Here is a 12,836-nt window from a genome sequence, read left to right as displayed (position 1 = left end):
GCCCCGCCCGCGCAGTCCCCGCAGCCCGCGTGGGCGGGGTGCGGGGTTTACCTTAAATTTAAGAGGGTTGCCCCTCCGGGGTTATGTTTTCTATTTTATCGGTGGTGTGAATACCGAAACTATCTCCACAGGTTCATCACCTATATTTTCAAGTCCATGAAGAACTCCGGGTGGTGCCATGAAAAGGCTACCAAAGGTATAGGTTCCTTTATCGTTTCCCATAGTTCCTTCAGATTTTCCAGATAGTATGTAATAAGTCTCAGTCTCTTTTTCATGAGTGTGGGGAAGTATGGCGCCACCGACCTCAACTGTACCTCTGTGGAAACTCATAGATGGATTGTCTGCGCTTGTAATCATTGTCCGCACAAAGAATTTCCTGTGCTTTGGATGTTCTACTACTTCACAATTATTTAGACCTACAATCTTTGGTTTCATAAGTAATCACCTCCATTCTTAATTACTTATCTGAGTCTATCAAGACAACGCTATCTGACTCTGTAGCATTGTTTTTAGACCCGCTCTCAATATACCCACTCTTTTTCTTCTCATCTTCAATGACGAGACCCTTTGGTCTTTTAGTCAAAAATCTCTGCTTTGCTTCCTGCACATGAGTAGTAAGGACAACACCACTACTGGAACAAACAGCAGAGCACTTACCACAACTAACACAGAGATCGGGGTCTGAGAGCCATGGTATAAAAATTCCTTCATTTTCTGTTTCATACATCTTAAGTCCATGAACAGGGCAGGCATGAACACAATCTGAACAACCCTCGCATTGCTCTGGAATAACCCATGGTATTACCCTACTCCCAATCTTAACAGCACCAATCGGGCATGCAAGATAGCATGCCTTGCACTTCGTGCAATAATCCCTGTCAATATAGAAAGCATCTTTTGTTTCATTGACAGCATCAAAGGCACATGCCTTTTTACAGAGGCTGCAGGAGAAACATTCCGAGCCATCAATTCTGTAAACGCCGAGACCTTTACAGACCTTTGCTTTGCAATATTTATCTTTAATATGTTCTTCGTATTCATCACGGAAATATTTTATAGTTGAAAGTACAGGATTAGGAGCAGTTTGTCCGAGACCGCACAAAGAACCTGACTTGACAAGATTACCTATTTTTTCAAGTTGTTCTATATCTCCTTCTTCACCATTGCCTGATGTGATTTTTTCGAGTATCTCAAGCATCTGGTATGTGCCTATCCTGCATGGCGGACACTTTCCACAAGACTCTCTCTGTGTGAAAGAAAGGAAGAATTTTGCTATATCAACCATGCAATTATCTTCGTCCATGACTACTAAACCACCTGAGCCCATCATTGAGCCAACATTTATAAGAGAGTCGTAGTCAACAGGCAAATCTAAATGTTCTTCTGACAAACAACCACCTGAAGGACCACCTGTCTGCACAGCCTTAAATTTTCTGTTGTTCCTGATACCCCCTCCGATGTCATATATAATCTCTTTGAGCGTTATCCCCATAGGAACCTCAATAAGACCTGTATTAACAACCTTACCAGTAAGTGCAAAGACCTTTGTTCCAGGGGAATTTTCAGTTCCTATGCTTCTAAACCATTCTGCACCATTTTCTATTATTGGTGGAAGACAGGCATACGTCTCGATATTATTAAGATTGCTCGGATAACCCCATAAACCACCACCAACCTCCGATAATCTCGGTGGCCTTGGTCTTGGGAATCCCCTATTTCCTTCTATGGATGCCACAAGTGCCGTGGACTCACCACATACAAAGGCGCCTGCACCTTCTCTGATATCAAGATAAAAATTCATTCCAGTGCGGAGTATATCTTCTCCGAGCAAACCAAGTTCCTCCGCCTGCTTAATGGCTATCCTCAGGTTCTTTACTGCAAGGGGATACTCGTGCCGTACATATATGAAGCCATATTCTGCGTTTAATGTGTATGCACAAATAAGCATACCCTCAATAAGGCTATGGGGGTCTCCTTCCATAATTGACCTGTCCATGAATGCACCAGGGTCACCCTCATCGCCATTGGCTATCACAAACTTAATCTTGCCAGTAGATTTCTTACAGTGTTCCCATTTCCTTCCAGCAGGGAAGCCTGCACCACCACGACCTCTGAGGTTTGACCTCTTAACCTCCTCTAACACCTGATCAGGAGTCATGGTTGAGAGCACTTTTTCCATGGCAGCATAACCACCCACTGCAATATAATGATTGACATTACAAGGATCTATAAACCCGTTATTCCTCAAGACAATTCTTACCTGTTTCTTATAAAAAGGAAGGTCATCCATTTTCTTTATTGGGTCATCTAAAACAGATTCTCTATAAAGGAGACTCCTGACAGGAGCCTCTCTGGAAAAGGTTTTGGAAATAATTTCCCTTACTTTCTCATAAGTTACCTTCTGATAAAAATATCCGTAGGGTTCTACCTTCATAACGGGTCCCTTCTGGCATAGACCCTGACAACCTGTCATGAGAACCTCGATGTCCATCCCTTTCTGTGCTGACTCCTCTTCGAATGTCTGGACAATCTTTTTAGAACCTTGAGCACTACACGCAGTCCCACAGCATACCCTTACCCTCTTTCTGTCAGTCTTGAATATGTTTTCCTTAAGGCGTATTCTGAGGTTCTTCAGTTCTTCTAAGCTGTTGATCCTTCCCATTGTTATTCTTCTTTAATAGATTTAATAAGTTTGCCAACCTTCTTTAATACAAGTTCTCCAACTACAACATCATTGATAGTTGCAACAGGTGCAAGTCCGCAACATCCAACACATCCAACGGTCTCAAGTGTAACATGGAGGTCTTCTGTTGTCTCTCCATCTTTAATACCGAACTCTTCTTCAAGGATGCTCAAGACCTTCTCGGAACCCCTTACATAACATGCAGTACCCAGACAGACCCTTACCACTTTCTTTCCTCGCGGCTTAAAGTTAAACTGTTTATAAAAGCTCGCAACACTGTATATCTCAGACAGGGGAACTCCAAGTTTTTTTGAGAGCTTGCTCAGAGAGTCTCCTATCAGGTATCCTTCCTCTGCCTGTATCATTTGAAGACAATGGATCAAAACGCTTCGGTTACCATAGCTTTCCTTTAATACTTTCCCTACAGGACCTATTTGTTCTTCAACATTTATTTGATCTATATTCATTTATTCTTTTCCAAACACGCCATACTCAGTAGCAACTCTAAGTACCATATTTCCCATACTCATATCTCTGCAGATTAAGAGCCTCCCTTGCCTTATCTATATAGTCGAGTGCAAGACTATGCATTTTTTCAAAATCAGGCTCAAAATGAAGTGAACCTCTAAACCTTTCAAACCATTCCTCAGTCATTATCTTTGTTACATCCTCACTATATTCAACAGGGGAAGTCCCACCTAATATGACTGGAACACCTGAAGCAGCAAAATAACATCCAATGGCAATCTCCTTTTCAGCCATCCACTCAGGTGCGATAATGACAACAGGTATCCCACCAATCTCATCAGAAATACTGTCTTCAGTTGCCATAGCAGAGAGAATAGTCAATATCCTTGAGTTATCAACGCATGGTCCAAGATGGAGTATCGGGGGTATTCCTATTTCCTCACAGGCTTTTCTTAGCCCAGGACCTGCCCCGTCAGGTACAGTTTCAGGATTAAGATATCCTGAAATTGCACAGGCTGCTGAGCCGCATTCGGTTGAGAAAATAAGCACATCATCTTCGATTAATTCCCTTACAAGATATTTGTGAATGCCAGTTGCTTGGACCCGTGGATTATCGCATCCTACAAGTCCGACTATGCCTCGAATCTTGCCTTCCATAATGGCATCGTTTAAAAGTCTAAATGACATCCCAGAGACACTGTCATTCATATACTCCATATATTCCTGAGAAAAACCTGTTATTATTGGAATTTTTTCAGTTACCCTCTCACCCAAACCTGACCTGTTTGGATAGTTATCTATTGCAATCTTTATTATTTCTCTGGCTGTCTTCTCTGCCCTGCGGACGTCATAAGGTATATGTTCCGCACCAGGCAACTTTGCTTTCTGAGATGTAGTGATTATCTTTGTGTGAAAACTATTAGCGATCTCTACAAGGGTTGGCATAATGCACTGTGCATCCACAACTATGGCATCGATAAGTCCTGTCATTAAGCAGAGTTCCTGATTTGTAAACCCACCTGCTGTAGGGATACCATGTTTCATACCAAATATATCACCTATGGTTATTCCACTTGCTCCCTTTGATTTAGCATATTCGTTCACATCAGGTTCTGAAGCTATATCAATAATAACTTTCGTTAGTGTTGGTTCATGTCCGATAACAATCAGATTGACCTCATCTTCTTTGAATATTCCAAAGCCTGCCTCTGATTTGACAGGCTGTGGGGTACCGAAAAGAATATCCGTGATATCTGTTGCTATCATAGATCCACCCCATCCATCTGCAAGTGATACTTTAAGAGCATCAAGAAGAAGGCTGTCGGGTTCATGGTCAACACCTATATTTATTCGGTGTATTGCCGCTACAATCTCTCTATCAATACCTTCTGGAGTAATACCCCAATTCTCCCATCTTTCCTGGGTTTTTTTAGGAGCCCTTTTTATATAGTTTAAAACACCTTTCTGCCTTCCAAAATCATCAAGCAAACTCTCTGCAACATCCCTTGCTACCTCATTTATTGCCCTTCCTTCAAACTTTATCTCAAGGATTTTTGCAATCTTGTGAAGTTTTTTTACATCAGATATTCCAAAAGCTTTTATCTCGCCATTTGCAACTCCAAGTAGTGTAAAAGCCATATTCCTCGCATGGTCTGAATGTGCTGCTGCGCCATCTATAGCCATCCTGAGAAAGTTCCTTGCAGCCACTGTTGCAAGTGTAGCTCCGCATACACCCTTTTCTACCCTCTCTTCGCTGCTATGTACAAACCTGCAGGGACCCATATGGCAGTGTTTGCAACATGCCCCTTTGGCACCTGTAGGACACGGTTTTAACTTTTCAGCCCTATCAAAACATGTCTCTATCCAGTCGCAATAGGACTTAGCCCATTGTATAATCTGTTCTGCCCCTTTGTAACCACTCTTTGCATTATCAGACATATTTTCTCCTGCTAAAACTATCTTGAGAATTTCTTTGGACAGAATGCTATCTTAGCCAATACTAAAATTCAATTCTACAACCAGCGGTTGCGTATTCAAACTCATCCTTCATCTTTTCAGAAAGCCTCTTTATACCCTCAAAGCCAGTACAATGAAGTGGAACTATCTTTTTGACACCCAGTCTTTTTAACTTCTTGATTGTCCTTTCAACCTTTCTAATTCCTGGACCAATGAAGTGGAGTCCACCAATTACACAATAAATTTTCTCAACACCAGTTATCTTTATGGCTTGCTCAAGGGTATTTATAATGCCTGCATGACTGCATCCTGCAACAATCACCAATCCCTTTCTTGTATTTATAATTATCGCCTGATCGTCGAGTACGCTGTCTTTGAGATACTTGCCATTTCTCTTTATCCGGAATACATCCAATTCTTCCCATTTATTAATCCGCACAATCTCTCCTGTGGTGATCACACCTCTGGCTAATTTTAGAGGTCTTGTGTAAAAATTTATCACCTGCCTCTCTGGATCTATACTAGGACATGTGAGGTCTATCTTTAAATGCCTCTTTGGAACTATAAACTTCTGAAGAAAGGCATCGGGATGAGCTATGATTGTCCCGTGTACCTTCTTTAGTCCACCAGTATGATCGCTGTGACCATGGGAGAGAACAACAATATCTATGTCATCAAAATCCAGACCTAATAGATTTAGATTATGCTCAAGGGCAATACCTGTAGGCCCTGTGTCAACGAGTATTCTCTTTCCGTCTGTCTCTATGAGTGCAGAGAAACCATGCTCGCTTAGAAAGTTATTATGCGGTCGGGATAATCGTTTTATGAATCTACTTCCGGGCAACAATTCCATTACACAGTTATCTACAAGAATGGTGACTGCCGCTCTTACCTTTTCCAGTTTTTCGTTATACATAAACTACTGATCGCCTCCTTTTCTGTGTAGTGTAAAATCTGAGGCTGTTGCCGAACCCTTTGAGCGACATAGAGAATTTTTGGTAACAAATCCTGGCGAAGAGGAAGATAAGCAATTTCAACTGTTTGAGCCCGAAGGGCGAGTTTTGAAATTGCCTGTAACGAGCCATGAATTTGTCAAAAATTCTCTTCAGAAAGCGAAAAGGATTGTTCGGCAACAAGCACATACAGAATTATACCTCTATGGTAACCTCTTCTATCTGTAAATCAGATAGTCCTGTTTCTATTTTTCCCCTCAATTCGGAGAGTGAGAGTGTAGAGTTAAACTCTTTCCTTATTTCTTTCTGAATACCAACAAGAAAGTCATGCTCTATCTCTACACATAGAGGTTTTGTGCTCTCTCCAATTATCTTGAGGGTGCATCTCATACTTTTTGACCTGCTACCTGACTTTATACGAACCTTCCTTTCTACAAAGGAGACTCGATGAAAGATATGCTGGGTGTCTATCCGGTGATAACCAGAGACCCCGAGTTCTCTCGCCATAAATTCAGATATAGCTTTCTCTTTTGACGGATCAGCATCTATGATGAGTATATTGCCTGGTCTATTCTTCTTGGTTATTGTCGGAATAAGCTGGACATTATGGGCACCGAGTTCTATTATCCTTCCAACTGCATAGCCTGTAATCTCACCAGAGACATGGTCCACCTGTGCAAAAATAAGCGTCCCTTTCTTTTTCATCATCTTCCTCTATTTTTCACTAACTAGCGCTGGACCCAGCACACTGTTATCTTCAAAGAAAATTCTCGGCAGAACCATTGAGGCTGCACGATTTTGATTTCTCGAATATCTCCTTATCAGGAAGAATAGATATCAGCTCATTAATAGTTGATTCATCCATGAATTCTCTGATACCGGCGAATACAATCTTTACATCTCTTTCTGCTGCTGCCTTATACGGATAGTTTCCTATCTTTGATACCAATACAATATAATCTTTATTGGAGTCATACCCTACCTCAACAAAAGGAGACTCCTGCCACAGCTCCCTTAAAGGAGAAGGCAGGAGCCCTTCGAGTCTTTTGCTCTCGTCCTTCTGGAGGAAGGATTTTAATGCTGTGAAGACGGTTTTTACCGTAATCTCCCCCCGCTCCGTATAACAATACTGTCCGAGTATCATCACACGGCTAAGAAACTCTTTGCGGGAGATCATTGAAGTTCCTTAACAATATCAGCAGCAAGCTGTGCAGCATTTTTCAGACCTGGCCAAGGCATAGATATTATTACATTTGCAGCCTCTGCAGACCGTTCTGCAGCCTCCTTTGGATCCATCCCCATCGCAGCAGCCATACATGCACACACAGCCACATCCATAGAACATGCCCCTGAGTTCAATAACTCAGTCACTGCCATCGAGACTGTAGCAATAGTACTCATTGTTTCCTTATCACCGCTGAGAAGGGCTTTTGGTGCTACATCAGCAAGGAGATTTTTCATCCTGTGAACCTTTCCATCGACCTTGACCTCAACATCTACATATCCATCAAATGCAAAGTATCTCTTTGCAAATTTATGGGTTCGCCTTCCAGCACCAGGTTTTACCTCTTTGAATTTGATATACTCTATGTTCCTGTTCAGGACCTTGCTCATTATCCGTGCTGTGCCATCTGCAATTGTAGCGATATGTCTTTCCTGGACTTTTTTAACAAGTTCTTCAAGTGTTTTACCATTCTTAAGGATTTCATATGCAAAAGTCGCCCTCTTTAATATCGAATTGCACATAGAAGGCTCTGTAGCCCTTATTATAGCATCAGTCACAGGTCCACGCTCAACGAATTCTGCCCTTCTTGCGAGGATATTTGTAGCAACAGTAGCATCTTCAGGCTGAATGAACATTCCCACAGATTTCTTAATTGCGGTTACGGTTTCTTCCTGTGTTGCGCCTCTGCCAAGTAGATAAAGGGCGAGTGCTGCTGAGGTTACCCAGTGGTTAAGAGGGAGAAGCAGTGGTCCTCCTGCCCGTCCGACTCCTAATACTGCACCTTCTCTGATAATGGAACATGTCTCATTAAACATTATCATCCCAACGACTGTAGGGGTACCGCAATCTTTGAGTATCAATGCAAAGTCACCAACAACCTTTGCTGTCTTCAGTTCTTCATCGGTTCCTCTGATGTGTATAACCTTTGGCATCTCTGCTTCTTCTACAGCAGCCATCCCGCATACCTCTGGTGTCCTTGTCAACAGGAATGGACCATATTCTTCTCCGACAAAGGCATCGGGGTGTATGATCTCGAGTGCAGCCGAACAGGCAAGGATTGCAGAAAGCCATTTGTTAGGTCTCATGCCTGCTGATTCATATGCCTTGAGCATTGCCCTCACACCTATACGGGTGAGTTTTTCTCCAAGCTCTGGAAATAGATGGTCTTCTCCTATTGCTGAATGCCCGAGAAATGGGCTTCCGCCCAGGCCCAATGGGAGTAATTTTGCATCGAATGGTGCAAGGTATTCTTTCTGTAAAGCCTCATATATCGCCAGTGTGGCCGCAAAACCAGATATCTTATTGTTAAGCTTCTCTGTAGGTATAGAAGCAACACGCCCTGAGGGCACCCCTGCTGCCATTCTTGCAACTGCACCGAGTTTCCTGTTAGGACATGGAATTCCACACTGGGCATTAACACCTGCCCAGTAAAGGAGTGTTGCAGTGGCAAGCGCAGCATTTGCTGGATCAGCACCACAATCCATGAGCTTTTTAACCGATTTCTTTGCTATATCATCTACATCGGTATAGGCTTCGTTTGTAACCTCAAGCTTCATATTCCTGCCTTTCTGCATCTCCTTCGCAATCACATTTGCAGCAGCCCATATACCGAGGTTGAAGACCCCCCATCCTCCGAGCATAGCATCGAACTTCTCTGTAGTGAGATAATCAGGTTTTGCAGTTGTTGCCCTGAAAGTTGCCAGTATTTCTTTTTCCATCGTTAACCACTCCTACTTTAATTGTTATACCCAAAACTGTTCCTCTGGTGGCGTAGCAAAATCAGCACCAATGGATTTCTGAGTTTTATAGCAGTATACTGCATAACGACAAAACAGGAAAGCCACTGTAAAGGTCAATACCGTAAGTCTGAGAAGCAGTGGCCAGCTGTCTGAGCCTGTCAGGATTGAAAGAACCGTTGCTGCCCCTAAAATGATAGCTAATAGATTCAAGAGCATAACGGCGTGTTTTGTAACCTCCGTCCTTGTTTCTATGCTAATTTCAGCAACCTTAGCAATAGTGAACCAGAAAAACCCTGTGGCAAAAAAAGCAGCCAGCCCTATAAATAATATCGTAATTGCAAAGGCGGTAGTTGAACCTGATTGAATAAAGAAATGGGATATAACACTCAACCCAGCGCATATTACAGCCAGGGTTCCTGAAATCTTGATACCTTTGTAATGCCACCCCATATTTTTAGCCCCCTCCAGACATGCCTTCCAGAGTATTAGCGCACCTACATAGACAATTACAGGTGGGAAGGCAAGGGATGGAGGAAATATATAATCGGTACCAGACATCTTGTGGATGTATTGTCCAGCCCAGTCTGGAAACCACATCCCTACGATGGCTGGAATGGCACCCAGCTCCAGCCATTTGACCACCTTTGTCTTTTTCCATCTCGGCTTTATACTCCCTGGTATAACCTCTTTTTTTATATATGCCTCCATTTTGGACACCTCCTCTCTCACTGTATGATTGAATCTTCCTACCAAAAGCTTCGAAATGTAAGGAATGCAGACCTTATTTTGGTGGTCCTGCATCTTTCCAGCGGGTCGATTCAAACTTGAGAACGCTTTCGTAAGGCAATGTATCTAATCTCAGCGCAGCTTCAGGCCCTGGTTTTGTGCAGTAAATCTCCCTTACTTCAACCATAAGGGTATTACCTTCTAATTTCGCTGCTCCCTTGAACTGGTATGCTGCTCGAATACAACCCAGCCCTCCAGGTCCTATAGCAACCTGAGGATTTTCAGAGATATTTTGTTTGATCTGTTCTACCTGTGCGTTAGACAGTTGGAACTTTACCGTGTTATCTCCTTCTACCTTTGCTGACTCTACTACTATGGTTGTTGGAAACCCTTTCTTTGTAGCTGTCCCAATATGGGCGCCAAGTCCCTCAAGCCAGTTTTTCATTCTTGGTGTTAACTTAGCCATTGTATCCTCCCTTCATAAGATTTTTTTACCAGCCTCATCAGGTTTGTAACTATAAATTTCTTCTACCTTCATAAACATTACTCCCCTCTGCACCAACCGTGGAGGTCTTATATCAGGCGGTACTTCAGAGGGTGGTTCTTTTTCAGCCCAGTTACCCCACTCAGCCAAAACATCTTTAGCCATTGCCCCATGAAATTCATAATCCTCAGGGAGACCTTCCTGAAGTATCGTGGTTGGACCCCTGAAAGCCCATGTTCTACCTTTAACTGGATGGGCTATTGTAATAACTCCTATAGGATTCTCCATAAGATTTGCCTTCGTCTTTTGGGCAAACATATCTGCTATTAGAATATATTCATCTTTCCAGACAGCAACAAATCGCTCACCCACCGTATTGGGTTTACCGTCAGCACTGCATGTTGTTAAATGAACTACAGCCCCTCCCGAGCCAACAATGTGCAGGGCATCCTTCATCTCATCTGTGAGTTTCATGTATTTCACCTCCCTTATCTTTAAATTTTCTCATGTAAAATCTCTTTATAATATTTTTCTTCCTGAGTCTTCGGCATTAAAGCTGTAACATTCAGCAACCCGCAATACTATTACTCCCCTTTGGGCTATAACAGTTGGTCTAATATCATCTGGAAGACTGGAAAAAGATTCCTTTTCTGACCAATCACCCCATCTCTTAAGGATGTCTCCTGCCTTTACCCCCTGAAAGTCATAGTTATCGGGCAGTCCCCATTCGATATGTCCGCATGGACCTCTCAGTGCCCATGTCTTCCCCTCAGCAGGATTAACAATCGTTACAACACCAACCTTATTTTCGTTGAGATTGATCTTGGTTTTCACTGCAAAGAGATCCGGTATTAGGATAAACTCATCCATATAAACATCTGTAAAAAGTTGGGGACTGATATTACACTTTCCGTCCACACTGCATGTGGTTAGATAAACCCACACATCAGTAGGTTCCTTAATTTTTAAGGCATCAATAATTTCTTTTGGTAATTTCATTCCGAACACCTCCCTTCTTGGTGGATTTTTAGTTACCTAAAAGTGGCTGTATTTATTTGTAATGTCTTGACATGACAGGCTAAAATAAAAAAATTTTCAGCTACTCAAAGAATAATTGTATATCTTTGTTTTAAAACGATAGAGATCACCACGATATATTGAGGCTATCCAACCGCAAGGAGTCTCATCCTTCTTGTAAGCGACAAGATCAACATAGAGAGCTACAGTACCAACTGGCACCTCTAAAAGCTTTGCCTCATCATGTCTGATTGTAGTTGCCTCTATAGATACATATGCATACTCATTGCAGATGTGACATTTTCCGGCTAAAACATCAAAGACGGATTGATCTTTGATATCCATAAGATCATTTTGGTTACAAGAATTGAGGATTTTACAATCTTTGCAGACTATGAATTTCTTTTCAAGGACATAAGGTTTATTGTCAGCAAGAAAAAGTCGTTTTATACGGAAAACACTTTCACCAGGAGGTACCATTAGTTTCTCTGATACCAATTTGCTAGCCTCAATAACCTTAAGTTCTAAGACCTTAACATCTGGTTTTAATCCCCGTTCAGCCATATCCTTATAAAAGTCAGGAATCTTTATCATAATCTGGTCCAATTTGGGCTCTGCTACAAAGGTTCCCTTGCCCTTGATTGTATACAACAATCCATCTCGTGTTAATCTTCTCAAAGATTCCCTTACTGTAGTCCTGCTTATGCCATACATCTGGCAAAGTTCTGTTTCGGATGGTAACATTTCATTAGGCAGAAATACCCTATTCTTGATCTGATTGTAAATAATGTCTATCAATTGATTATAGGCGGGGATTGGGGATCTTTTATTAACTACAGTAGAAATATTTCTTGAATCAGCAGAAAAATTATACATCTTATGAATACACTTTTAACCTGTAATGACAGGTTATTACCACATAAATTTGCGATTGTCAAGAAAAAAACATTCTATGTTATTCTATATCATTTCCTCCACACTTTTCCGCTCTTCTTCAAATCTGGATGGTCTGCCCTTATAGAGCTTGTCTCAGTATCATCTTCTAAAACAAGAACAGGAAACTTGGCATGTATGCTCCAGCCGATCCATCTTATTTTGTAGGCCTTACCCCATAGTATTACTTCATCCCCAATCTTAAGTTTTCCAATTTTTGGATGATTGTAAACAAATCTTCTCTTCTTCTCTTCATAAAGAATTAACGCCGATTCTTCCATTTCTTTGAGTAAAGAGAGGTTTTGATTTACCCATCCATCTACAGCATTTTTTAAGATAGGGCCTTTAAGGTCAACATTGAGGTCATCGTGGTCGGGCTCATATGAAATTGAATGACCAAGTTCTCCAACAGTCCCACTATAAATCTCCAGCCCAGTAATCTTTAGAATAGGAAGTTTCTTGCTAAAGACAAGGAAGTATCCGTGACTGGAGACATATACTTTGAAGTCATTTGTATCAAACCAGATTTGCATTATTTCCCGATACAGAATTGCTGAAATATCCTGTCGAGGATATCCTCAGTTGTTGTCGCACCGACAATCTCTCCAAGCGAATCGAGTGCTTCTCTGAGATGATATGCAAGGATTTCAGG

General features: G+C 41.9%; 15 protein-coding genes. All 15 read right to left on the bottom strand.

Annotated features, from left to right (window positions below; all coding sequences use genetic code 11):
* Window positions 1-90 precede the first annotated feature (90 nt).
* Entirely contained in the window at window positions 91-435 is a 345-nt protein-coding gene (locus AB1488_07875; GenBank protein ID MEW6410015.1) for a cupin domain-containing protein, read from the bottom strand.
* Window positions 436-457: 22 nt separating this feature from the next.
* The gene (locus tag AB1488_07870) at window positions 458-2,662 is read right to left on the bottom strand and encodes an NADH-quinone oxidoreductase subunit NuoF (protein MEW6410014.1); all 2,205 of its coding nucleotides are present in this window, start codon (window positions 2,660-2,662) and stop codon (window positions 458-460) included.
* Window positions 2,663-2,664: 2 nt separating this feature from the next.
* Window positions 2,665-3,150 (bottom strand): NAD(P)H-dependent oxidoreductase subunit E, encoded by a 486-nt coding sequence (locus AB1488_07865; GenBank protein ID MEW6410013.1) that lies wholly within the window; start codon window positions 3,148-3,150, stop codon window positions 2,665-2,667.
* Window positions 3,151-3,187: 37 nt separating this feature from the next.
* Window positions 3,188-5,089, bottom strand: a complete 1,902-nt coding sequence (cooS, locus tag AB1488_07860) for an anaerobic carbon-monoxide dehydrogenase catalytic subunit (protein ID MEW6410012.1) — start codon at window positions 5,087-5,089, stop codon at window positions 3,188-3,190.
* 61 nt (window positions 5,090-5,150) lie between these two features.
* Window positions 5,151-6,023: an MBL fold metallo-hydrolase gene (locus tag AB1488_07855; protein MEW6410011.1), complete on the bottom strand. Its 873-nt coding sequence runs from the start codon at window positions 6,021-6,023 to the stop codon at window positions 5,151-5,153.
* A gap of 232 nt (window positions 6,024-6,255) precedes the next feature.
* On the bottom strand, window positions 6,256-6,768 hold the full coding sequence (larC, locus tag AB1488_07850; GenBank protein MEW6410010.1) for a nickel insertion protein: 513 nt from the start codon (window positions 6,766-6,768) through the stop codon (window positions 6,256-6,258).
* A gap of 49 nt (window positions 6,769-6,817) precedes the next feature.
* Entirely contained in the window at window positions 6,818-7,237 is a 420-nt protein-coding gene (locus AB1488_07845) for a DUF2267 domain-containing protein (protein ID MEW6410009.1), read from the bottom strand.
* Window positions 7,234-9,003 carry a hypothetical protein gene (locus tag AB1488_07840; GenBank protein MEW6410008.1) on the bottom strand — a complete coding sequence of 590 codons (1,770 nt, stop codon included), beginning with the start codon at window positions 9,001-9,003 and terminating at the stop codon, window positions 7,234-7,236. The genes AB1488_07845 and AB1488_07840 overlap by 4 nt, the downstream gene beginning before the upstream one ends.
* A gap of 24 nt (window positions 9,004-9,027) precedes the next feature.
* Entirely contained in the window at window positions 9,028-9,732 is a 705-nt protein-coding gene (locus AB1488_07835; protein ID MEW6410007.1) for a hypothetical protein, read from the bottom strand.
* Window positions 9,733-9,805: 73 nt separating this feature from the next.
* Window positions 9,806-10,216 carry a hypothetical protein gene (locus tag AB1488_07830; protein ID MEW6410006.1) on the bottom strand — a complete coding sequence of 137 codons (411 nt, stop codon included), beginning with the start codon at window positions 10,214-10,216 and terminating at the stop codon, window positions 9,806-9,808.
* A gap of 12 nt (window positions 10,217-10,228) precedes the next feature.
* Window positions 10,229-10,708 (bottom strand): pyridoxamine 5'-phosphate oxidase family protein, encoded by a 480-nt coding sequence (locus AB1488_07825; GenBank protein MEW6410005.1) that lies wholly within the window; start codon window positions 10,706-10,708, stop codon window positions 10,229-10,231.
* A gap of 45 nt (window positions 10,709-10,753) precedes the next feature.
* Window positions 10,754-11,233 (bottom strand): pyridoxamine 5'-phosphate oxidase, encoded by a 480-nt coding sequence (locus tag AB1488_07820; GenBank protein MEW6410004.1) that lies wholly within the window; start codon window positions 11,231-11,233, stop codon window positions 10,754-10,756.
* A 96-nt stretch (window positions 11,234-11,329) separates the two neighbouring features.
* Window positions 11,330-12,049, bottom strand: a complete 720-nt coding sequence (locus AB1488_07815) for a GntR family transcriptional regulator (GenBank protein MEW6410003.1) — start codon at window positions 12,047-12,049, stop codon at window positions 11,330-11,332.
* A 167-nt stretch (window positions 12,050-12,216) separates the two neighbouring features.
* Window positions 12,217-12,717 (bottom strand): hypothetical protein, encoded by a 501-nt coding sequence (locus AB1488_07810; protein MEW6410002.1) that lies wholly within the window; start codon window positions 12,715-12,717, stop codon window positions 12,217-12,219.
* A partial coding sequence (locus AB1488_07805) for a hypothetical protein (GenBank protein ID MEW6410001.1) occupies window positions 12,717-12,836 on the bottom strand: 120 nt, incomplete at its 5' end. The genes AB1488_07810 and AB1488_07805, both read right to left, overlap by 1 nt.

It is taken from the genome of Nitrospirota bacterium, from assembly GCA_040756155.1.
Classification (GTDB): domain Bacteria; phylum Nitrospirota; class Thermodesulfovibrionia; order JACRGW01; family JBFLZU01; genus JBFLZU01.
This window is presented reverse-complemented; position numbering and strand designations above follow the sequence as displayed.